The following is a 21,335-nucleotide window of genomic DNA, read 5'->3' on the forward strand; positions in this document are numbered from 1 at the left end:
AGTGGGAAGTGGGGAATGGGGAATGGGGAATGGGGAATGGGGAATGGGGAATGGGGAATGGGGAATGGGGAATGGGGAAGGGGGAATGGGGAATGGGGAACGGTTACATCCCTACTCTTTTATCTCTACTCTTTACTTCCTACTCCCTACTTCCTACTCCCTACTTCCTACTCTCTTCTGCTTACGGGCCAAATAATTGGCTCATTCGCCCGCGAATCCATTGCAGGGGATTTTCACTGAAGCGCTGGGCTTCCGCCTCGTCAGCCATCAACAAATCTTTGCGGGATTCTAGTTCGGCTTGGTGGACATGGAGCGCTAGGGCGATATGTTCGCCAATGTCTTGATGTTGTTGGAGGAGGAAGCGTAGCCCTTCTTGATCAAGGACAAAAAAGGTGGTTTCCATGGTGGTGCGCACTGTGGCGGTGCGAGAAATGCCGAGGAGCAAGGAGAGTTCACCAAAAAACGTGCCGGATTTCAAGGTGGTGAGAAATTTATCAATTTTTTCCACATAGATTTCCACTTCACCATTGAGGATCACAAAAAACGAATCCCCTGGCTCTTCCTCCCGAAATACGATGGTTTGGGCGGGGAATGTCCGACGGTAGCCCCGCTGAATCAATGCGCGGAGATCCTGCTCCTCCAGGTTTTGGAAGTAGGGGATGGTTCGCAACAGGGTGGGGAGGTCGATGGTGCTGTTCTCGGTGATCACGGCCCGCAGTTGGCGCGATCGCCCCACCAACTCCTGAATCATCGTCACCGTATAACCGCCCTTTTGGGCCTGATTTTGGCGTTTGGCCTGAGCCATCTCCGCCTCCAGTTGCCCCATCTGTTCCTTTAAGCTGGCTTGACTGGCGGAAATCACCGCCCCCATGCGTTGAAAGACTTGGGTGAGGGTTCCTAATTCGTCCTGCCGTTGGGCAATGCTGTCGAGGGTGAAGGCTTGGAAACGGTTATTTTCAATGGCGATCGCCGCATTATTCAAGCTTTCAATGGGGCGCACAATCCAGCGGGCCACCCCTAAACCAATGGCAATGGCGGCGATCGCCAACACCAACCCCACCCAGGCCGTTGAGCGAATATTCGCCAAAATAATATTCTGAAAATCCGTTTCCGGAATCGCCACGACCAAGACCCAATCTAAGCCATAGGGATCTTGAAACCCCTCCACCCCCACAAACCGTCGAACCCCATCCACCTCCAGAGTTAGAAAATCTTCCTGACCCACATTCTCCCAACTGCCCTCGTAATAGTCGAGTAAGTGAGCCATCAAAGCACGATGGGCGGGGTTCTCCAGATCATCGGCCATCACCCGCCCTAACCCATCACCCTGGGGAACCGCCATCGGTTCATCGGTGGAAGTGGCCACGATCGCCCCATCCCGCTCCAAAATAAACGCATCCCCGGAAGGACTCACCTCTAGCTCCTGAAGGAATTTTTGCAAATCCGTGAGGGCCACATCAATACCAAACACCGCAAATAGGGAACCATCGGGGCGATACAGGCCTTCAGCGGCGGTAATTCCCAATTCCTGGGTTGAGGAGTAGGGATAAACCGCACTCCAGGTACTATTGGGCTGATCTAATGCCATAACCTTTTGATACCAAGGCCGCTCGCGGGGATCATAAAGGCCACTGCGCAACACATTCTGCCGTTCTCCTTGGGGATTAAGGGCATAGATCACCCGCATTGGCGCAGTGGTTTGATCTCGAATTTGGAGAGTGGGCTGGCCATCAACCTCAAGAATGCCGAGAAAAATCCCCGCTGGTGTGCCGAAATAGCTATTCTTCACCAGCCCCGGCTTTTGAGTCAGTTGCCACAGGAATAACTCCATGGCAGGGATGTCGGCTAAATCCTGTTCTTCATAGCCAACGACAAAGGAGCGTAACTGCATTTGCGGCCGGGCCAGTACTGCCCCTACATACTGGTGAATGGAGCGGGTCGCCCCTCGGCTAATATCTTCAGCGAGGGCTTGGACAGAACGGCGGCCATTGTTGTAAGAAAAGAAACCACTGAGGACGACGGTGGCCAAGATCGGGGTGACGATCAAAACAGGTAGCGTGTGACGGATGGAAAAAGAGGGCATAAACGGAGAGTGGGGGCGAAAAAGTTGGGGAGGGCGAAAAATGAGGTCATCGGATCAAAAAGAGAAGATGGCGGGAAGTTTAGCGTTCTCCTTCACTGCTCACTGCTCACTGCTCACACCTCACTGCTCACTGCTTCAGCACGATTGCATCAATTGTTGGCGTTGCCCGGCAAAATGGAGCAGATTCACCCCTAATTCTTGGGCGGCGCGGAAGGTGGCATTTCCTAAGGGAAAGGGGCGATCGCCCAACCAAGCAGAACTTAAGGGGCCAAAAATCACCACCAACCCCCCCGCAGCGGCCACAAACACCGCTTCACCTTCAATCATCGGCAGGAGTGCCAGGCTAAAGGGGGCGCGGCGCAGGGGATGGGGGCTGTGGGGAATGGCCACAAAACTCGCTCCAAACTGGTTAGCCAACGCCATCAGATCGGGATGGGTTTGGGGGATTTGGGCAATGAGTTGTCCTTGGATGGCGCGAAATTCTGAAGCAAGGTCACTGCGAACCGTGGCTAGTTTGGGATCCTGTTCGGCGGCGCTCATCGCCCGCTGCAAATCCCGATAAATCTCCAGCAATTCCGCCAATGCCATTCCCGGATTGGTGATCTCCACAACAAGAGTACCCCCCGCCTCCCAATGGCGAGCCAAGGCCCCTAGGGTGACTTCGCTCCAAGGGAGGGGGTTCTGGCAATAGAGCAGACCGTAGCCCATCAACGCCTCCCCCTCGCCCTCTAAACCCAAGGCTGCGGCTTCAATTTCAAGATGGGGAGCAAGGCCAGGCAGAATGGTGATTAAATCTTGCCAGGCGGTGAGTAGATCGGGATTTTCCCCCCAACAACCAATGCGGAGGAAATGTTGAGGGCGCGATCGCACCTCCTGACGGTGGAGTAAATTCGGCTCCCCCACCCCCGGATCAAAAACATCCAACGCATTACGCAACTCCACCGGCTGACCCATAGGGGGCAGCAAAATCCGGCAGAGTTCGAGATCCACCCCTTGGGGGAGGGTATTTTTTTCATCAATGCGAAAGGTTTCCTGAATCACCGGCAGGTCAGACCGACGGCTGAGGGTATCGGGATCCACATGGCGAATCACCAGATAAATCCACAGGGGTTCCCGGCCAAAATTCTCCGAAGCCAACCGAAAGGACATCGGCTCGGTGACAACAATAAAATTACCCTGGGGATCAATGGCCATCCCCGGCTGAATTTCCACCCAGCGACCATCTTGGTACTGCGATCGCACCGCCGCCGGAGGCGGAATCACCCGCACACCCAAGCCCTGAACAATGCCCCCACCATAGAGGGCTTGATACTGAAAACCTTGGCGTTGACGGTGGTATTGGTGCGCCAATTGCCACCGCTCCGCATTCATGAGCAACCCATCGGTCACTTGTAGCCGCTGAAAAGGCTTTAAGGGAGGAGGAGACCAATTAGACATCACGCCGCCATCCCCTTAACATCTCGGTCACATTGCGCCATTTCCACTGATAGACCCATGTTCATCCGTAATCTCACTTATGTATAACTCATAACTACAAAATGCTGGTTTTTCTCGCTCGATCACCTGACGCACTAAACCAGGATCAACCGTAAAATCATCAGGAGGCCGCAATTGCACTAAAAAATGGTAAGCTTGCCCGCCACCGACAATCGCCTCTCGGCCCAAGCGCGTTTCTCCCAAAACCAACCCTCTCCCTCCCAATTCGGTAATTTCAATGGCGGGGCGATCTCCTTCCTCTAGTGGTAAATCGGTAAATAAATGAATAGCATAACGGAGTCCTCGCTTCGTACCCCGCCAACGATAGAGTTGGAGAGCGCCAGCAATCAGTCGCCGTTGCCTTGCTAAACTCAAACTTGAGGTCAGCGGCCAGCCTACCCAATGGGCTAAAAACGGTAACAGTGCATCTGGAGCGGTGCGGGGATCAAGATAGGCCCACAAACTATTTAGCATTTGAACGTTCGGTTCAAATGCTTGTTCAAAAATCTTTAAGAATCGCCCGACAAAATCCACATCCCGATAGAGGCTGGGGACAAAGTTCAGGTAGAGACTGCGGGGACGCACCAACAATTCAAACTCAGCGGTCTGCTCATAGGTTTGGGTCGTCGTTGTCGTGCTGTAGCTGACGGTGAATTGACCCCGGTAGTCCAATTGCAAGGGCTGCCCCCCCGGTCTCCCCTGGGGGGCTTCAAAAAAATCCGCCGCAATCTGGAAATACAGCACCACTTCCAACCGGCCATGGCCCGGCAGTTGATGCCCTTCCCCCCCCACCTGACACCATTGGGGCGGGAAGTCGCCTCGGGTTTGCCATTCAATGGTGATCGGATCAGCGGTTTGGTTTTCCAATCGCACCAAGAGTTCACTGGGTTCGCCTGGGTAGATGGCGAGAATACAACCTTCGCGGGTAAGGGAGGAGGGGGCCGCCTCACCCATGAGGGCCACCGCTGTTTTGCTTTGCCCGATGCGCTGATGGCGACCCTCTGGCAGGCTCATGGCTGTCAGTTGAATCTGAATCGGGAAGGTGTCGCGGGTTTGGGTCATGATGGCTCACTAGGAGTTAGGGGAGTGAGGAGTGAGGAGTGGGAAGTGGGAAGTGGGAAGGAACTTGCTCTTTTCTCACTTCTCTTTTCTCACTTCTAAATAATGTTGATGACATGGCTAGAGCGGAGGCTATCATCGCGCCAGGAGCAAATTAACCCTAGGGGGCCGGGATCGATTTGGGGGTCTTGGGGGAGGGTGCGGAGCCATTCGCCATCGCGGCGTTCCAGCTTAAACAGTTGTAATGTGCCGAGATACCGTACTCCTTCTTGACCCTGAAAACGGGTAATGATGTCGGAGGCATAGACGGGGCGGCCAAATTCCCAACCCTGCCCTGCTTGGCCGCCGGTAATCGGGTTGAGGAATTCATAGAGTTGGGTTTCGAGGCGTTGGCGGATCTGCTGGCGGGCGATGGGGTCGCGGTATTCGGGTTCGAGGGCGACTTCGATCTGTACGCCTACGCCGACATAGTTGGGTTCACAACAGCGGACTTCTACGCCGATTAACCGCCGCTCATCGAGGTAGCCCAGCACGGATTCAATTAGGAAGGGGGAGAGGCTGAGTTGTTCGGGGGCGGTTCCCGATGAGGCGATCGCCCCTGCGTCAATATTGGGGACGAGGACTAACTGCACGGTTCCGGCATCTTCTTTGCGGATCGTGGGTAAACAGCGGGCGCGGGCGATCGCCCCCTGGCCCGCCTGCAATGCGAGGGTTTCAAAGTCTTCGGTGGTGACGGCGCGATCGCGGGTGCGCAATAACTTCGGCACGCGCAACACCGCCCCCTCCAATGTCTCCCCATCGGCCCCATCGCGGGCGGCGGTGTGGTTCGTCACCTGGGCTACATAGGGAACTGCTGATTTAACAATCCGGATTGTCTCCCGCTTGACATTGCCCCGTTGGCCGCCGCCAGTCCGGTAGGCCACCATTGTCAGCATTGCGCCCCGGGGGGGAACTGCGCCATATTGTTGTTCCCCTTGGCGGGGGGCGGTGGCCAGGGCGGTTCCAGCAGCGGCGGCCAGGGCCGGCGGTTGTCGCCATTGTGCTGTTTGGGCCAGGAGTTGCCCCGGTTCTTGGATCAGGGGGCCAAATTGAATTTCGCCAGTACGAGAATCAAGGGTGTAATGGAGATCCCCCGGCCCGGAGTCGGCAAAATCCGCCACTTCCTGCCAAATTTGCGGCAAACTTCCCGGCGGAGTCACCCGCAGGTATTCCCCCTCACGGCGGGGCAAAATCGGTGCGCCCATCAGGGTAAATTTCTGCCCCGGTGTGCCGTCACTTTCCCCCAAAATTTCATGGGTAATGCGGGCGGATTGGGTGGCGATGGTGGTTCCGCCGAGGGAACGGCAAGCTAGGCCGACAATGCGGGGGGAATTGAGATAGCCCGGCTGTTGGGCGGCTTGGCGCTCATAGACGCAGCGCACCCATCGCCCTTGATAGGTGCCGAAGGTTTCCACGGGCCAGGCCTGGGGACAATGGAGGATGACATCTTCCCCTTGTAAGGGGTTGCCGCCGTTGCGGGTGACATCACTAAAGCTAAAGCCTTCGGTGTGGTCGTCGGTTTCCTGGAGCAGGATAGGAACCCAGCGGCTGCCCGTCCAAGCCTGCCAATGGCGGGGGGGCTGTTCGGGGTTAATGCCGGTGGCGGTGGCGGCTTCCCCTCGGAAAGTGACGGCGATGACGTTGCCGGCGATCGCCCCCTCTCCTTCAAACACCAAATAAAAACAATTCCCCTCCTCCGGCTGCGGTTCATAGAGGCTGAGTTCCAACCCCTCCCAATCCCCCGTGGGCAGCATTGTCCAAGTTCCACTGAGGCGATCGCGCAAAATTTGCGGCCGGTCTTCAACGATCGGGGTCGTGAGTAAATGGCGCAGACGAGGCACACCCACGGTCAAGGGTTCATCAGTACTAAACACCACCGCTTCCTCGCTTTCCGTGCGCACCGTTGCCACCTCCACCCCAGCGGCGATCGTATAGGGTTCCGGTAAAGAGGCACTGAGATAAAACGTCACATCGGTTTGGGCCGGGCGCGGGGGCTGTAAGCGAATCCCCAATAACTCTAAAAATGTGATGTAGTGACGCTCCGGCACCTGATTAAACCGCATCAGCATCTGATCCGTGAGCCAGGCAAACAACTCCACCATCGTGATCCCTGGATCACTGGGGTTTAAGTTCGTCCATTCTGGGCAGTAGCGGGGAATCCGCAACAGGCATTCCTGCACCAAATCCTCAAAGGTGCGGTCATCCAGGTTCGATTTGGGGAGGTTGGGGAGAAAATCAAATTCCATGGTGGGGGCGGGGCCTTAGTTGGGGGGCAGGAGATAAAAGGGATAGACTAGGCTGCGAGAATCATGTCTCTCTTTCAGATGGTATTGGATGGTAATATCGAGGCGGCCCCGTATCGGGTCTGGCTCCGTGAACACCCCATCGAGTTCAATGCGGGGTTCCCACTGGCGCACCGCCTCCTCGACATAGAGCCGCGTTAATAATAGGGTTTGGCTGTTCATCGGCGCGAACACCAACTCTGACAGCCGTGAGCCAAAGTTGGGACGGTAAACCCGCTCTCCCAACCGGGTCGTCAGGATGAGATAGATCGATTCTTCAATGTTGTGGTGTTGATCGCTCAGTTGTAAACTGCCCTGAACATTGCAGTGCAGGGGAAAAGCGGGGCTAGAACCAACAAGGTTTGAGGAATTAGGCATGGGACACGGGCAGGGAGAGCCTTCACTCTAGCGAAGGGCGAGGGATTTCTCTACTCGCCAAAAGTCGAGTTTTTGCCCCAAAAGAGAGCGATCGCCGCCAAAGTGTTACAGAATTTGAAGCTTCTTGACTATTTTTCAAGTGCAATGAGAGAGCTAGGGTAAACTATGCCTTGAGTCACAGGCAGAAATGGCCTGGGGTACTGTCTCAAGCTAGCCGCTTCTGGCAGTGGGCGAGAACGCCGCTCTTCCCTCTCTGGTTACAGGATAGGGAACCGATACTACACTACTTGTCGGTGTTAGGCTTCGGTTGCGTTCAGTCAAAATAACCCCATAACATACAGAACACTCGCTAAGGAGTCGATCCCTTAATGTCTCATAGCGTAAAAATTTACGATACCTGCATCGGCTGCACACAGTGTGTCCGTGCTTGCCCCCTAGACGTGCTCGAAATGGTGCCTTGGGACGGCTGCAAAGCTTCCCAAATCGCATCATCCCCGCGTACCGAGGATTGCATCGGCTGCAAACGTTGCGAAACGGCTTGCCCCACCGACTTCCTCAGCGTTCGAGTGTATCTAGGAGCCGAGACGACCCGCAGTATGGGCTTGGCCTACTAAGCTCCTGTCATCCAGGTTTCCAAATTTTAAGGGTAGGAATCGCGTTTTTATGAGCGTGGTTGCTACCCTTCGTTATTTAGCCCCCCAAGAGCCATTTCGCCAAGGGTGGACGGGCGCTCAGGTGCATGAGGTAAATGCCGAAGGCGCACAGCCCTAAACTTTTGGGAGATGGGGGAAGGGGCGATCGCCCCCAACACCGCTAAATATCCCCGGCTCAGTTCAAACAAGGCAGCGGGCAACACCAAATCCCCTATTGATTAACGACCCCAAAGGCCACCGCCATCCCTAGGGCATAGCCCCAACTCCGCAGTTTTGACCCCATGTTTATCCTTGATACAACGGTGCCGCAAATCTTTGCGCCTATTTTAGCGGGGATGACCGGGGAGGATTTCCACCAGGGCGATCGCCCCCATCCTGGCCAAGGGCGGAATCTCTGGGTACAATGTTTTGTACCGTCTCATTGCTAAACCCACCATCGATACGATCCACGGCAACATCCAAGGCCTCAAACCTAACCAACTCAAGCAGTTAGGGCGACTCTATCAGCAGCGGCTCCCCCAAGACCGCCTCACCACAGCAGAGTTTGCCCAACGGCTAGCGGCCATCAGCACTGATCTGAACCAACCCCTTTGCACCTATATCAATCGCCGGGGCCAGGTGATCCGCGTCGGCATTGGCTTTCCCCATCAAACCCAGATCCCCCCCCTGGAATTGCCCCGCTATGGGGCCAAACGCCTCTGCGGGATTCGCTGCATTGCCACCAATGGCCCCGGCACATTTCCCAGTGAGGCCCACCTCACCGCCATGGTGTTACAGCGTTTAGATGCCTTGATGATGCTGACCTTGACGGGGCAGGGGTTTGAGCGGCGCGGCGGGGGGGCAACGGGTTATGTGGATGTGGCCTATTTGGCCCATTTACTGCCCCAGGGTGCGGATTCCCCCTGGTCTTTATCCCCCGCCATCGATTTGGATACCTTGGTGGAGCAGGATTTTCTCGCCCTGGTAGAAGGGTTAGAAACGGAGTTTGAGCGGGATTTCACTGGCCAAGATGTGGATCAGGATCACGATCGCATCATCTTAATCGGCCTCGATACCGGGGAGCAAAAGGGCCAAGGCATTGCCGATCGCCTGCAAGAACTGAGCCGCTTGGTGGATACTGCTGGGGGGGAGGTGCTGGAGACGGTGATCCAGAAGCGATCGCGCCCTCACCCCCAAACCGTGGTAGGAGCGGGGAAGGTGCAGGATATTGCCATGGCGGCCCAAACCTTGGGGGCGAATTTAATCGTGTTTGATCGGGATCTTTCCCCTGCCCAAACCCGCAATTTAGAGCAGCGCATTGGTTTGCGCGTCGTGGATCGCACGGAAGTGATCCTCGATATTTTCGCCCAGCGGGCCCAATCCCAAGCGGGGAAATTGCAAGTGGAGTTAGCCCAGTTGGAATATCAACTCCCCCGGCTCACGGGGCGGGGTCAAGCCATGTCCCGCCTAGGGGGGGGAATCGGGACGCGGGGGCCAGGGGAAACGAAGCTGGAAACGGAGCGGCGCACGATTCAACGCCGTCTCAACCGTTTACAAAAGGAAGTGAACGAACTCCAAGCCCATCGTTCCCGGATGCGTCAACAGCGGCAAAAGCAGGAGGTGCCAACGGTGGCGATCGTTGGTTACACAAATGCGGGGAAATCGACGCTGATCAACGCCCTCACCAATGCGACGGTCTACACTGCTGATCAACTGTTTGCCACCCTCGACCCCACGACGCGCCGCTTGGTCATTGACAACGAAGATGGCACGCGGTCAATGCTCCTACTCACGGATACCGTCGGCTTTATCCATGAATTACCCCCGGCGCTGATTGATGCTTTTCGGGCCACATTGGAGGAGGTAACGGAGGCGGATGGGTTGCTCCATGTGGTGGATCTCTCCCATCCGGCTTGGCAGAGTCAGATTAAGGCGGTGGAGGGGATTATTGGGGAGATGGAAATCACACCGGGGCCGACGTTGTTGGCGTTTAATAAGTTGGATCAAGTGGAGAGCGAAACGCTGGAATTGGCGAAAAGTCTCTATCCGGATGCGGTCTATGTGGCGGCCCGGGAGCGCATTGGTTTTGAGACGTTGCGCCAACGGTTGTTGGCGTTGGTGTAGGGATCAACAATCAGGTTCTACCCCTACGATGCAACTGTTTTCCTGGCTTATGGAATAAAATGGGTTGGGACTGTAGTTTTCTCAAATGAATATTTCCCTGGGGAATCATGGCGGCAGAAAAACCATTGACGATCGCGGGTTTGGTGTTGAGCGCGTTGACATTCGGTTGGACAATGTATTCGGGGCGAGTGCCGTTACAGGTTTCGCCGCAGAGTCAGTTTATTTGTGCGTTACGACCTGACCCGAATTCTGAGACGGGTCAGCAGGTTTGGACGGTGTTGTATGAAAGGCCGGGTAAGTCGTCGAAGGAGTGGTTATACATGGTGGAGGAGATGGGCGACGATTGGAATACAGATGATCGTTGTTTTAAGATTGCTAATCGCATGAATACCTATAATGATGAGGGGTTAGTTTCGTTTGACTATCGTCCGGATGCGAATACGCCGGAGCAATGGGTGATTTGTGCGCGGACGAAGATCTCGCAAAATTGTTCGTTGGTGGTGACGCTTATGCCGGGGGATGAGACGGAGGCAATGGCGGCGTTGCAGCGGGTGGCGAAGGCGTTGATGCCGGGGAATCCGGCCAGTTATCAAAGTTCGGCGGAGATTACAGTGGAGCAACCGGCGAGTATTCCGTTAACGGGTTTGTTGGATGGTGAAGATGGTGGGGGATGGTGGGGATGGTGGAGCAACCGGCGAGTATTCCGTTAACGGGTTTGTTGGCGGAGGATTGATTAGGCTTTGTGATTGAGTGATTGCCAAAGTTGAGCGAGTCGGCTCTGGGCAATTTGCTCACGATAATAGTTAAGTTGATCGCTGTAGGGTTTACCGTGAACGGCTTGATAGGTTTGGATGTTGCACTGTTCACGGTGGGCCATGAAGTCAAAATTGAGCTTAGTTGTTTTCATCGGTGTGTACTCCTTGGGGTGAGATGATTGTTAGCTGTCCGTAGCCATTAGCGAAGTTAACTTGATTGTAGCCGCGAATCTTGCCGAGCCGAACAATGTGGGTAAAATTCCAGGACACAATCGCATCAGCACGGGCAATGGTGGCGGCGGCAACGTGACCCGCGTCATTGAGTGATTTTGCGTTGACGATGCCAGCGTTGATGTAGGCGTTTTGGAGTTCTAGAATTTCTTCTGTGAGGGGAATGTATTCAATGCTAGTTTCTGGAATTTTGAGCAAAACGGCTTGGACAGGTTCGGGGGCATTGGTGATTTCTAGAAGTACTAAGTCACTTAATAGCATCGTGATTTTGCCTTGTTCAATAGCATGAATCAGGCGATTTGAATCATCACCAACTTTTGCATTGTGACATCCACCAATTACAGAGGTGTCAACGTAGATGCGGGGTTTTGGCTTTGTCATTCATTCTCCTTTAGCACATTGAAAGTGTTAAAAGATTTTACCAGGTGAGCCAGTCTGTATATTCGGCTTGGAGTTTTTCGAGGAGTTTAAAGGCGGTGGTGACGATTTCTTCGGGGTGGGTGAAGTTGCCGCTGGCGAGTTGGGTGGTGATGAATTGTGTTTGTTGTTCGTTGAGGGTGATTTGCATGGGTTTTGGATGTGTTGGATGATTTTGCGGTTAGAGGGGGTTAGGGGGAGGGGTTGAGTTTTTGAAGGATGGTTTTGCGGTTGTTTTGGGCGTTTGTATTATTTGGATTAATTTGAAGAGCTTTATCAACTGATTCAAGAGCTTCCTGATAACGTTCTGCATTTCTGAGAGCGTGGGCGCGATTATTCCAAGCTGCATCAAAATCAGGATTAATGGCGATCGCTTCGTCATAGGAGGCGATCGCTTCTTCGTATTTCTCTAACGCTGCTAACGTAAAGCCACGGCCATACCAAGCATCAGCATAAGCTTCATTAATGGCGATCGCTTCGTCATAGGAGGCGATCGCTTCTTCGTATTTCTCTAAATTGCGTAACGAATTGCCACGGGCAACCCAAGCATTGGCATAATCAGGATTAATGGCGATCGCTCTATCATAGGAGGCGATCGCATCTTCGTATTTCTCTAAATTGCGTAACGAAATGCCACGGTTAATCCAAGCATCAGCATAATTTTCATTAATGGCGATCGCTTTGTCATAGGAGGCGATCGCGTCTTCGTATTTCCCTAAATTGTGTAACGAAATGCCACGGTTATACCAAGCATCAGCATAATCGGGATTAATGGCGATCGCTTCGTCATAGGAGGCGATCGCATCTTCGTATTTCTCTAACTCATATAACGAAACGCCACGGTTAGACCAAGCATCAGCATAAGCTTCATTAATGGCGATCGCTCTGTCATAGGAGGCGATAGCTTCTTCGTATTTCTCTAACTTGCGTAACGAATTGCCACGGTTATACCAAGCGCTAGCATAATCGGGATTAATGGCGATCGCTTCGTCATAGGAGGCGATCGCTTCTTCGTGTTTCTCTAACTCATATAACGAAACGCCACGGTTATACCAAGCGTTAGCATAATCAGGATTAATTGCAATGGCTTTGTCATAGGAGGCGATCGCATCTTCGTATTTCTCTAACTCTACTAACGCAAAACCCTGCTGAAACCAGGTCAAGGCATCATTCGGCCGGAGATCAATTGCCCGCGCAAAATACGGTAAAGCCTCTTGATATTTCTTCTCATTGAGCAACGCTGTTCCCTGCTCATACAAAGCCTGCGCCGTCCCCTCAGCCACCACCGGCAACTGCGCCAACATCGCCGCCAACTCCCCCTGTAACTTCGCAATCGGAACCGCCAACCGAAAATCCCCCTCCTCCTGACCATGTAGCCCAATCACCTCACCCGACATATTCACCAACGGCCCCCCACTCATCCCCGCCGCCGACGTACTCGTATAAGTGATGTCATACCCCTCCGCATTCCCCCCATCCACCCCCGAAATTTTGCCATCAACCACCTGCTGCTGATAGAGTGCCTTCTCACCCCCATCCGGAAAACCAAACAGATACAACGGATCCAACACCTTCACCAAACTCGAATCCCCCAAAGGCAACGCCGCATAAGGACAGCCCTCCCCCGGCGCATCAAACGTAATAATCGCCAAATCCATCCCATTCAGCGACGACTGCACCGCCCGCGCCGGAAATCCCCCCGGACTCACCGCATCCACATCATGGGGCCAAATCGAAATCAAATCACTCGGCTTCACCACATGAGCCGAGGTCGCCACCGTACAAACCCCCGCCTCCCCCGCAATAATAAACCCCGTCCCCTGCCCCCGCTGATCCCCGTAGGTAATCCGCACCACACTCGGCTTAATTTGATCAGGATCAGGCGGCAGTGGGGCCTTTGTAACACACCCCGCCACAACCAACACCATCAAACCACCCAAACCCGTCCACACTGACTGCCACACCATAGCCACTCAACCCGTGAAACCCTACAACTCACAATATTAGAAGTTTTTCCCCGTGCTACATCAGCCATCACACAATCTTCATAAACCGAGCCACACCCCCCTCCCACAGCTTCAGAGAAGGGCGAAAGTCGATCAACGTAGGGGCGTTGGCGTAAGCCTGCCAGAGGCACAAAAATTTTTCGCCCCCACTATTAGGATTACCGTAACAACTCCGCCAGATTATCCACCAACTCATTCACCTCATAATTTTCATCATTAGACAACACAATGATCGTCAGCGGCATCTCCGTATAATGGCGATAAAAAGTGCTAGTGCCATACCAACCACCACTATGCTCCACATAGTCCTCACTCACCTCCCACCCCAAACCATAGGGAAAGGTTTCCCCATCATCCAAAGCCCCCGGCGTAAAGGCTAATTCTAGGGTTTCCGCATCCACCAGATCGCCATTGCGTAAGGCTTGATCATAACGGGCTAAATCGATCACTGAACTAAAAATATTGCCATCCCCGACAATGACTGAAGGCAATGTCGATTGATTTACATTCCCTTTTTTGGAAACGATATAACCCTCAGCCTGATTGGGGATCCGTTGCCCTAACTCTGTAAACACTAAAGTATCATTCATCCCCAAAGGAATAAAGATTTGATCCGCCATAAACTCCGCAAAAGATTGCCCCGAAACCCGTTCAATGATTAACGCTAACAAGGCATAACCACTATTGTTGTATTCAAATTCAACACCGCGATCGCCCTCCGTTTCCTGCTCATTCAACCATTGCAAATGATCCTCAACCGTTAAACGAGCAAACTCCTCATCGGTTCCCTCCCAAGCCCCACCTGTATAATCCGCTAACCCTGAAGTGTGATAGAGCAAATCGGTGATTAAAATCGGATCATCGGGGTTCGGATCGACAAAATCCGGCACATGATCACTCACCGCATCCTCTAACGCCAACTCCCCCGCCTCCATGAGGATTAAAATCCCCATCGCCGTCATTTGTTTCGACACCGAAGCCAAATCAAACACCGTATCTGGCGTAATGGGTCGCCGCTCCAGCACATTGCTAAAACCATAGCCCTTTTGCCAGATTTCCCCATCATTGAGAATCAACACGGCAACACCGGGGCCATTGTCCCAAAGGCTATCGGTGACGAGGCGATCAATGGCCGCTGTCGTCTGATCTCCAATCGCAAGCTCCGATAAACTGACCAATTCAGGCTCTGATGTCCTTAAGGGTAGGGCGGCACAACTGGATAACCCTAAACTGCTCAATAGACAAAGTTGGGTCATCAATAGGGGGGCGATCGCTCTTGATTTGAGATTCATAGCAAATTTTAAGAAAAGTGGGAAGTGGGAAGTGGGTTATCTCCATTATGCTGAGATTTTTCCGGTAAGCTAAAGGCGACCTGCCCCCCGCGAACCATCCCATGACTTGGCAACGTTCTGACCACCGCACTGATACCGAACTGCGGCCCATTCAGTTTGATCTTAACTTTACCCAATTTGCTGCCGGTTCTGTCCGCATTCATTGCGGCCAAACCCAAGTCCTTTGTACTGCTACGGTAAGTCCTGGTGTACCGAAATTTTTAGAAGGCACGGGCCAAGGTTGGCTCACCGCTGAATACCGGATGCTCCCCAGTGCTACACCCCAACGACAGTCCCGCGAATGGGCAAAATTGAGCGGCCGCACCCAAGAAATTCAACGGCTGATTGGCCGGAGCCTCCGCGCTGCCCTCAATTTGGAGCAGCTTGGCCCCTATACGATTACCGTTGATAGCGATGTATTGCAGGCGGATGCAGGCACGCGCACCGCTTCAATTACCGGCGGCTATGTGGCCCTAGTTTTGGCCCTGCGTCAGATGCAAAAACAGGGAGAATTAACCCAATGGCCGATCCGTTACCCCGTGGCGGCGGTGTCGGTGGGGTTAATGGGCGATCGCACCCTATTAGATTTGAACTATCCCGAAGATATAGCCGCCGATATTGATTGCAATGTGGTGATGACGGGCAATTTGGATTTAATTGAGATTCAAGGGACGGCAGAATCGGGGAGTTTTAGCCGCGCTCAACTCGATCGCCTCCTCGATGTGGCCCAAGGGGGGATTCAAACCCTACTGATTGCCCAACAGGAAGCCCTCAAGTCTATGCCTTAAGGGGGGAGGGCGAAAAATTTTTGTGCCTCCAGCAGGCTTATATGAAATCCGGTTGTATCGTTGGATCTGCGTAGGGGCGAAAAATCTTTCGCCCTTACACCACCGATAAGCTCTACACAATCTGATTAAGCGGATGCCATATTACGCCAACGTCCCTAGAGCGGCGATCGCCACTGGATTCCCTAGGAAAGCTCTGGCTCAATCCCTAGAGCGCGGAGTTGGGCGGTTAATCGTTCCGCCCGTTGGCGTTCGGCTTCGGCCCGTTGACGTTCAGCCTCGGCCCGTTGGCGTTCAGCCTCAGCCCGTTGGCGTTCAGCCTCAGCCCTTTGCTGTTCCGTTGTGGCAAGAGCTTGGGCGGCGAGGGCAGCTTCCTGGGCGGCGGTGCGTTCCGCTGCCAGTTCAATCGTCGTGAGGAATTTTTCCCCATCGGGGCGGTAAAGCGTCAGGGCTTCGGGGGTGAACTCAAAATGAATCCCTAAGCGGGGGCTTGTCCATTGGTCAATCTCCTCCAGGGCGTTGAGTTCTCCCCCTTGGCGTTGCAGGACGTTGAAATGATGGCGATCGGGGTCGTAGATGTAGTATTCCTCCACACCGTAGCGTTCATAAAATCGCTGTTTATTAACCATTTCCTGGATGCGATTCCCCGGTGAGAGGATTTCAAAGACGACTTGCGGGGCAATATGGCTTTCTTCCCATTGCCGATAGGAACCGCGATGACCTTTGGGCCGCCCAAACACGACAAAGACATCGGGAGCAATGCGAATTTTTGGCTCTCCTTCAACGGGATACCAGAGTAGATCGCCCGCGACGAAGACATCGGGGTGTTCAGCAAAGCAGCATTCTAAATTCTCTTTAATCAGAACAATCCATTGGAACTGGCGGGTGTTGTCTGCCATGGGTTGGCCGTCAGAATCGGGGTAAAGAATGGGGCGCTCAACGGAGATAGTCATAGTACAGGAGTTGTTGCGACTGCATCTATTATGGCAAGGTTTGGGGAGGGGGGCGATGATCACCCCAGCCTTGACGGGCGGGATCAGGGCTGGGTTGGGGGCAAATTTCCTTTAATAGGATTGGGAATAACTACCAAAGCGCAACTGTCCCCCGGATTCATAGAATTGATAGCGCGTGCCACGGGTGAGGTTTTCCCGTTGCATCGTGCCATCGGCCTTCTGGTATTGCACCGTGAGAGAACTGTCGGTGATGTTGGTGTAGGAGCCGGGGAAAAGCTGCGTCATCCGGTTATTAACGCTGAAATTGATCACTTGGCCGGTGCGATTGTGGATGGCGGTGATCACGTTGAGGTTATTGGGGAACAGATGGGTTTCGAGGACACGATTGGGACAGGTGAGTTGTTCGCGATCGCGAATATCGGCACAAACCCCCAAGGAAACGCTACTGTTGGCACAGACGCGATCGCGCTTCCATTCCGCATTGCGTTCAATTTGGCGCAGTTGGCGTTGAATCGTCGCGGTAAATTGCCCCGTGGCCACGGGCCGACGACGCTCTAAAATTTCATACTCAAACTGGTTTTCACCGGGGAGCACATGGAAAAACCGGCCGCTGTGTTCCGTGCCAAAGCGCATCACCGTCGCCTCTGAAGAGCGCCCCGTATCGTATTCCCGATTCGTAAAGGGGGCGGGGTCGCTTTCTACACCACGGGTCATGTTGCGGACAATAACGCGATGGCGGGGCGCAGGGGGATTTTGCTCCGAGGTAAAGCTGGCGCGAATGCTGCCCACCTCTTCCCCAGGGCATTGGCCCGTATATTCAATTTCTTCAATGGTGGCAGCGTTGAGGGTGCGGCTACCGATGAATTCCCAACCAATCGCCGGGGCGGGGGGTTCGGGTTCGCGGATTTCCGATGCTGGGGGGGCCTCCGGGAGCGGCACATTTTGGGCAATAGCCCTCATGCCCCCACTCACCATCACCACCGTTAAACACCCCAGCAGGCATAAACTGAAACGTTGAAACAATTTGAATCCCATGGCAAATCACAGAGAGCAAAGTTTGCTTCGCGATCATAACCGCTAAATTTTTGCCCCCGATGGGGCCATGGGCAGGTCGCTCAATTAGCCCAGGGAAGATCACCCAAACCCAAGAAAATTCAAGCGGTTGCCGCCGGTTGCCGTCAATCTCCCAGACCTTCGCAAACAACTGTTAAGATCAGAAGCAATATTTATTCATGTTGATCTGGGTCTGAAGCGCGTATGGTTGCCACCGTTGTTGTTGAAAAAGAGAAACTCGCCAAACCTCCCCTAGACCTCCATTACCTCGGAGAACGGGTTTTACGCCAACCCGCCAAGCGGATTACGAAGGTGGATGAGAGCATCCGCCAACTGGCGCGGGAAATGCTGCAAACCATGTACAGTTCCGATGGCATTGGCTTGGCGGCTCCCCAAGTGGGCATTCATAAACAGTTAATCGTCATTGACTGTGAACCCAACAACCCCGATCATCCCCCGCTGGTTTTAATTAACCCGAAAATTGTCAGCAGTAGCCCGGAAGTCTGCGATGCGGAAGAGGGCTGCCTCAGTATTCCGGGGGTTTATCTCGATGTCACCCGCCCTCAACAGGTGGAGGTGACGTTTAAAGATGAACAGGGTCGCCCCCAACGGATTCAGGCGAAGGGGCTGCTGGCGCGGGTGATTCAGCATGAGATGGATCACCTCAATGGCGTGCTGTTTGTCGATCGCGTCGAGAATAGTTTAGTCTTAGCCACAGAATTAAAGAAAAATAATTTCGCCATTAGTGCGGTACAACCTGTAAAGGCAGGGTAGGAGAATAATCCCATGGGTATGACCCCGAAAAGTGGGCTATATTTAGCCCTTTGTTGTGTGAGTGCGATCGCTGCGGTGGGTTCTGTGTTTGAGTTGGGCTATGGCAATCCCACCTATGGCACGACAGTGACGGCTGCTATCCTTGTCCTCAGTATTCCGATTACGGGGCTACTATTTTGGGCAGCGGTGCAGGATACGAAGGCGAATCAAAAGTAGAGATCCCCCCTGCCCCCCTTAAAAAGGGGGGTTCTGAACTTAACCCCCTTATTAAGGGGGTCGGCGTAGCCGGGGGGATCGTGAGTCTAGGCAAAGTGGGATCCCCCCTGCCCCCCTTAAAAAGGGGGGTTCTGAACTTAACCCCCTTATTAAGGGGGTCGGCGTAGCCGGGGGGATCGTGAGTCTTAAAACGAAGTGGGATCCCCCCTGCCCCCCTTGAAAAGGGGGGTTCTGAACTTAACCCCTTCTAAAATCAACCCCCTTATTAAGGGGGTCGGCGTAGCCGGGGGGATCATACAGCCTCAGACCAAGACTGATCCCGTGATGACGTTTAATTTGGTAGCTTTCCATGGTTCCTCGTTTTACCCCTCTCCTCGTTATCCTTGCTCTAGTGGGTTTACCCCTTCCCAGTTTGGCCCAGGCTGATCCCATCTGTTTACCCCCGGTACTGGAACGACTCCAAAGCCATCGAACGCAACCCGGCGAAACCCTGGCCAGTGTGGCCCAACGGTATCGCCTCCTCCCCCAAACCCTGATCAACTTCAATTACAACCTTCGCCCTGGGCCAATTCCGGCGGGGCAACAATTGACGATTCCCCCCTTTAATGGCTTTCCCGTCACCGTTCCCCCAGGGGCAACTTGGCAGGATTTAGCTACTGCCCATGGGACGCGGGCGGATCTGTTGTTTGAGATCAATGGTTGCATTGCGCCGGGGCGATCGGCGTTTATTCCGGGGCAGCGGGGGGGAGAAGTGCAAAATCCCCTCGATACCTATACGGGTTTGCCCTTCTTTCCGCTGCCGCAACCGGCGACGGTGGGCCTCACCTATGGCTGGTATCAGGCCACACCCACAGCGGAGCAACCGACGTTTCACAGTGGCGTGGATTTCTTGGCCCCAGTGGGAACGACGGTATTAGCCGCCGATGGGGGCGTGGTGGCCTTTGTGGGTCAGGAGGGGGCCTATGGTCATGTGGTGATTCTGAACCATGGCCAGGGCCGGCAAACCCGTTATGCCCATTTGGCGGAGATTTTGGTAACGGTGGGGCAGGGGGTGCGGGGAGGGGAGGCGATCGCCACCCTGGGCCAAACGGGCCGTCCGGATATCGCTGCGCCCCATCTCCATTTTGAAGTCCGCCAAGAGGCCCCCATTGGCTGGGTAGCCCAAGATCCCCTCATCCATATTCCGCCCTTGGAGTAGGCTAGATTGCCTCTAAAAAACCGCTAGGCTCTAAAAGCCAGTAGGTGAACATTTCCCCCTTGCCCTTAACGTGGATATAACCACGGGGTTGGCAGGTGTAAATATTTTTGATCTGGCTGTAGGTTTGTTGGCTAATTTGAATTTTCCCCGGTAGGCCGTGGGATTCCATACGGCTGGCGGTGTTGACGGTATCCCCCCAAAGATCATAGGCAAACTTATGGAGGCCAATCACCCCCGCGACGACGGGGCCGGTATGGATGCCAATGCGCATTTTCAGGGGAGAGGGGGAGGATTGATTGAATTGCTCAATTTCCTGCTGCATGGCGAGGGCGATCGCCGCCACCCGTTGGGCATGGTCAGGACAGGGATCCGGCACACCCCCCACGACCATATAGGCATCGCCAATGGTTTTGATTTTTTCCAGTTGGTAGGTGCGGGTGAGGCGATCGAACCGGGAAAAAATATCGTTTAACAGCGTCACAACCCGATGGGGGGTTAATTCTTGGGAAAATTCCGTAAACCCCACCAAGTCCGCAAAAAGGACGGTGACATCTTCAAACCCGTCGGCGATGGTGGTGCGTTCGTTGCGGAGGCGGTGGGCGATCGCCACCGGCAAAATATCCAGCAATAGCTGCTCGGAGCGTTGTTTCTCCTCCCGCAACGCCCGCCGGGTGGTAAATTCCAGCTTCGACAGTTCTTCATAGAGATGCACCGCAAACACCGGCAATGCTGAAAGCCAAGCTAAATCAAAAAAGAACGTAAAGGGATCGGTATCCTCAGGAATTAAAAGATTGCCTAAATAGTAATTGATTAAAAAGTAGTAAATATAGGCTCCCAAGTGGGAAATGAGGTGAAATGGCCAATGGAAGGGAATAATCGCCGCAATGCTAAAAAAACCGAACGTCCAAGCCTTGTAATCCGGTTTAATCACATCATCCCAACCCCTAGGAAAGTTGGTGACGATGGAAATCCCCCAACAGAGGATAAAAAAGCTTAGGGTGAGATGCCAAGGTTTTCGCGATCGCCGCACGGCCCAGAGGGCAACGGCCATAATGATCGCGGTGAGGACGTGGTAGGCCAACTGAAACAGGTTGGTTTGATGCCCGGTATAAATCGCCCAGGCAATCACGCCACTAATGGCGGTGAAATAGGTTAAGGCTAAACTCAACCCCAGAATCAGGCGTTTTTTAAAGAAAAATTGAGACCATGCGCCATAGTCTGCAAAGGCAGATTCCTGGGGCCGCACAATCAAGGCCCGCAATTTTTGCCGCCATGGGAATTGCAGCCGTGGAAGCGACATGGTTTGCAAATCAGGAAGAATCACTTCACTCTACCGCATTCCCAGAATGCCAATTACGAAAATAGTGCGGGAGTCTTAGAGCAACGTTGCTTTAGCGCGGGGATGAAAGACGACACGGCGACTTGAGTCGCCGTCCTTGCAGGGCGGCTTATATTGTGTGCTAGGATATAGCCATGATTGTACTAGAGTTTAAAGCCTACGGAAAGCCCCAGCAATTCAGCGCCATAGACGAGGCGGTGAGAA

The 21,335-nt window shown here is 53.8% G+C and carries 21 protein-coding genes; 8 read left to right on the plus strand and 13 right to left on the minus strand.

Annotated features, from left to right (window positions below):
* Window positions 1–181: 181 nt before the first annotated feature.
* From VB712_RS07425 to VB712_RS07445, 5 genes are all read right to left on the minus strand, one after another.
* The gene (locus VB712_RS07425) at window positions 182–2,083 is read right to left on the minus strand and encodes a cyclic nucleotide-binding domain-containing protein (protein WP_323253687.1); all 1,902 of its coding nucleotides are present in this window, start codon (window positions 2,081–2,083) and stop codon (window positions 182–184) included.
* Window positions 2,084–2,218: 135 nt separating this feature from the next.
* Entirely contained in the window at window positions 2,219–3,520 is a 1,302-nt protein-coding gene (locus VB712_RS07430) for a hypothetical protein (RefSeq protein WP_323253689.1), read from the minus strand.
* Between the two features lie 27 nt (window positions 3,521–3,547).
* Window positions 3,548–4,621 (minus strand): phage tail protein, encoded by a 1,074-nt coding sequence (locus VB712_RS07435; RefSeq protein WP_323253691.1) that lies wholly within the window; start codon window positions 4,619–4,621, stop codon window positions 3,548–3,550.
* A 95-nt stretch (window positions 4,622–4,716) separates the two neighbouring features.
* Window positions 4,717–6,903 carry a putative baseplate assembly protein gene (locus VB712_RS07440; protein ID WP_323253693.1) on the minus strand — a complete coding sequence of 729 codons (2,187 nt, stop codon included), beginning with the start codon at window positions 6,901–6,903 and terminating at the stop codon, window positions 4,717–4,719.
* A 15-nt stretch (window positions 6,904–6,918) separates the two neighbouring features.
* Window positions 6,919–7,317, minus strand: coding sequence for a GPW/gp25 family protein (locus tag VB712_RS07445; RefSeq protein ID WP_323253695.1), 399 nt, complete (start codon window positions 7,315–7,317; stop codon window positions 6,919–6,921).
* A gap of 368 nt (window positions 7,318–7,685) precedes the next feature.
* Here VB712_RS07445 and psaC point away from each other — a divergent pair, with 368 nt between their 5' ends.
* The 4 genes from psaC to VB712_RS07465 all read left to right on the plus strand — a co-directional run bounded on the left by psaC (window position 7,686) and on the right by VB712_RS07465 (window position 10,783).
* Window positions 7,686–7,931, plus strand: coding sequence for a photosystem I iron-sulfur center protein PsaC (psaC, locus tag VB712_RS07450; RefSeq protein WP_071777200.1), 246 nt, complete (start codon window positions 7,686–7,688; stop codon window positions 7,929–7,931).
* 320 nt (window positions 7,932–8,251) lie between these two features.
* Window positions 8,252–8,398 carry a hypothetical protein gene (locus VB712_RS07455; RefSeq protein ID WP_323253697.1) on the plus strand — a complete coding sequence of 49 codons (147 nt, stop codon included), beginning with the start codon at window positions 8,252–8,254 and terminating at the stop codon, window positions 8,396–8,398.
* Window positions 8,399–8,405: 7 nt separating this feature from the next.
* On the plus strand, window positions 8,406–10,073 hold the full coding sequence (hflX, locus tag VB712_RS07460) for a GTPase HflX (protein ID WP_416236285.1): 1,668 nt from the start codon (window positions 8,406–8,408) through the stop codon (window positions 10,071–10,073).
* Window positions 10,074–10,180: 107 nt separating this feature from the next.
* Window positions 10,181–10,783 (plus strand): COP23 domain-containing protein, encoded by a 603-nt coding sequence (locus VB712_RS07465; RefSeq protein WP_323253701.1) that lies wholly within the window; start codon window positions 10,181–10,183, stop codon window positions 10,781–10,783.
* A gap of 23 nt (window positions 10,784–10,806) precedes the next feature.
* On the opposite strand, the gene VB712_RS07470 is transcribed toward VB712_RS07465, so the two are convergent.
* The 5 genes from VB712_RS07470 to VB712_RS07490 all read right to left on the minus strand — a co-directional run bounded on the left by VB712_RS07470 (window position 10,807) and on the right by VB712_RS07490 (window position 14,774).
* The gene (locus VB712_RS07470; protein ID WP_323253703.1) at window positions 10,807–10,980 is read right to left on the minus strand and encodes a hypothetical protein; all 174 of its coding nucleotides are present in this window, start codon (window positions 10,978–10,980) and stop codon (window positions 10,807–10,809) included.
* Entirely contained in the window at window positions 10,967–11,320 is a 354-nt protein-coding gene (locus VB712_RS07475) for a hypothetical protein (protein ID WP_323253705.1), read from the minus strand. The genes VB712_RS07470 and VB712_RS07475 overlap by 14 nt, the downstream gene beginning before the upstream one ends.
* 157 nt (window positions 11,321–11,477) lie before the next feature.
* The gene (locus VB712_RS07480) at window positions 11,478–11,627 is read right to left on the minus strand and encodes a ribbon-helix-helix domain-containing protein (RefSeq protein WP_323253707.1); all 150 of its coding nucleotides are present in this window, start codon (window positions 11,625–11,627) and stop codon (window positions 11,478–11,480) included.
* 40 nt (window positions 11,628–11,667) lie between these two features.
* Complete coding sequence (locus tag VB712_RS07485; protein ID WP_323253709.1) at window positions 11,668–13,443, minus strand: tetratricopeptide repeat-containing serine protease family protein; 1,776 nt, start codon at window positions 13,441–13,443, stop codon at window positions 11,668–11,670.
* 197 nt (window positions 13,444–13,640) lie between these two features.
* The gene (locus tag VB712_RS07490) at window positions 13,641–14,774 is read right to left on the minus strand and encodes a serine hydrolase domain-containing protein (RefSeq protein ID WP_323253711.1); all 1,134 of its coding nucleotides are present in this window, start codon (window positions 14,772–14,774) and stop codon (window positions 13,641–13,643) included.
* 101 nt (window positions 14,775–14,875) lie between these two features.
* Between VB712_RS07490 and rph the strand changes: the two genes are divergently transcribed.
* Window positions 14,876–15,601: a ribonuclease PH gene (rph, locus tag VB712_RS07495; protein ID WP_323253713.1), complete on the plus strand. Its 726-nt coding sequence runs from the start codon at window positions 14,876–14,878 to the stop codon at window positions 15,599–15,601.
* Window positions 15,602–15,783: 182 nt separating this feature from the next.
* Here the strand turns inward: rph and VB712_RS07500 are convergent, their stop codons facing one another.
* Complete coding sequence (locus VB712_RS07500; RefSeq protein WP_323253715.1) at window positions 15,784–16,551, minus strand: Uma2 family endonuclease; 768 nt, start codon at window positions 16,549–16,551, stop codon at window positions 15,784–15,786.
* Window positions 16,552–16,662: 111 nt separating this feature from the next.
* Window positions 16,663–17,586 (minus strand): hypothetical protein, encoded by a 924-nt coding sequence (locus VB712_RS07505; protein ID WP_323253717.1) that lies wholly within the window; start codon window positions 17,584–17,586, stop codon window positions 16,663–16,665.
* A 222-nt stretch (window positions 17,587–17,808) separates the two neighbouring features.
* Here VB712_RS07505 and def point away from each other — a divergent pair, with 222 nt between their 5' ends.
* From def to VB712_RS07520, 3 genes are all read left to right on the plus strand, one after another.
* Window positions 17,809–18,378, plus strand: a complete 570-nt coding sequence (gene def, locus VB712_RS07510; RefSeq protein WP_323253718.1) for a peptide deformylase — start codon at window positions 17,809–17,811, stop codon at window positions 18,376–18,378.
* A 12-nt stretch (window positions 18,379–18,390) separates the two neighbouring features.
* Window positions 18,391–18,594 (plus strand): hypothetical protein, encoded by a 204-nt coding sequence (locus VB712_RS07515; protein ID WP_323253719.1) that lies wholly within the window; start codon window positions 18,391–18,393, stop codon window positions 18,592–18,594.
* 349 nt (window positions 18,595–18,943) lie between these two features.
* Complete coding sequence (locus VB712_RS07520; protein WP_323253721.1) at window positions 18,944–19,792, plus strand: M23 family metallopeptidase; 849 nt, start codon at window positions 18,944–18,946, stop codon at window positions 19,790–19,792.
* Window position 19,793: 1 nt separating this feature from the next.
* Here the strand turns inward: VB712_RS07520 and VB712_RS07525 are convergent, their stop codons facing one another.
* Window positions 19,794–21,092, minus strand: coding sequence for an adenylate/guanylate cyclase domain-containing protein (locus VB712_RS07525; protein ID WP_323253723.1), 1,299 nt, complete (start codon window positions 21,090–21,092; stop codon window positions 19,794–19,796).
* Window positions 21,093–21,335: the final 243 nt, after the last annotated feature.

It is taken from the genome of Spirulina sp. CCNP1310 (assembly GCF_034932185.1).
GTDB lineage: Bacteria > Cyanobacteriota > Cyanobacteriia > Cyanobacteriales > Spirulinaceae > Spirulina.

Coding starts and splice junctions, on each gene's coding strand:
- VB712_RS07425 (WP_323253687.1), bottom strand. CDS start 2,083: ATGCCCTCTTTTTCCATCCGTCACACGCTACCTGTTTTGATCGTCACC.
- VB712_RS07430 (WP_323253689.1), bottom strand. CDS start 3,520: ATGTCTAATTGGTCTCCTCCTCCCTTAAAGCCTTTTCAGCGGCTACAA.
- VB712_RS07435 (WP_323253691.1), bottom strand. CDS start 4,621: ATGACCCAAACCCGCGACACCTTCCCGATTCAGATTCAACTGACAGCC.
- VB712_RS07440 (WP_323253693.1), bottom strand. CDS start 6,903: ATGGAATTTGATTTTCTCCCCAACCTCCCCAAATCGAACCTGGATGAC.
- VB712_RS07445 (WP_323253695.1), bottom strand. CDS start 7,317: ATGCCTAATTCCTCAAACCTTGTTGGTTCTAGCCCCGCTTTTCCCCTG.
- psaC (WP_071777200.1), top strand. CDS start 7,686: ATGTCTCATAGCGTAAAAATTTACGATACCTGCATCGGCTGCACACAG.
- VB712_RS07455 (WP_323253697.1), top strand. CDS start 8,252: ATGTTTATCCTTGATACAACGGTGCCGCAAATCTTTGCGCCTATTTTA.
- VB712_RS07465 (WP_323253701.1), top strand. CDS start 10,181: ATGGCGGCAGAAAAACCATTGACGATCGCGGGTTTGGTGTTGAGCGCG.
- VB712_RS07470 (WP_323253703.1), bottom strand. CDS start 10,980: ATGAAAACAACTAAGCTCAATTTTGACTTCATGGCCCACCGTGAACAG.
- VB712_RS07475 (WP_323253705.1), bottom strand. CDS start 11,320: ATGCTATTAAGTGACTTAGTACTTCTAGAAATCACCAATGCCCCCGAA.
- VB712_RS07480 (WP_323253707.1), bottom strand. CDS start 11,627: ATGCAAATCACCCTCAACGAACAACAAACACAATTCATCACCACCCAA.
- VB712_RS07485 (WP_323253709.1), bottom strand. CDS start 13,443: ATGGTGTGGCAGTCAGTGTGGACGGGTTTGGGTGGTTTGATGGTGTTG.
- VB712_RS07490 (WP_323253711.1), bottom strand. CDS start 14,774: ATGAATCTCAAATCAAGAGCGATCGCCCCCCTATTGATGACCCAACTT.
- rph (WP_323253713.1), top strand. CDS start 14,876: ATGACTTGGCAACGTTCTGACCACCGCACTGATACCGAACTGCGGCCC.
- VB712_RS07500 (WP_323253715.1), bottom strand. CDS start 16,551: ATGACTATCTCCGTTGAGCGCCCCATTCTTTACCCCGATTCTGACGGC.
- VB712_RS07505 (WP_323253717.1), bottom strand. CDS start 17,586: ATGGGATTCAAATTGTTTCAACGTTTCAGTTTATGCCTGCTGGGGTGT.
- def (WP_323253718.1), top strand. CDS start 17,809: ATGGTTGCCACCGTTGTTGTTGAAAAAGAGAAACTCGCCAAACCTCCC.
- VB712_RS07515 (WP_323253719.1), top strand. CDS start 18,391: ATGGGTATGACCCCGAAAAGTGGGCTATATTTAGCCCTTTGTTGTGTG.
- VB712_RS07520 (WP_323253721.1), top strand. CDS start 18,944: ATGGTTCCTCGTTTTACCCCTCTCCTCGTTATCCTTGCTCTAGTGGGT.
- VB712_RS07525 (WP_323253723.1), bottom strand. CDS start 21,092: ATGTCGCTTCCACGGCTGCAATTCCCATGGCGGCAAAAATTGCGGGCC.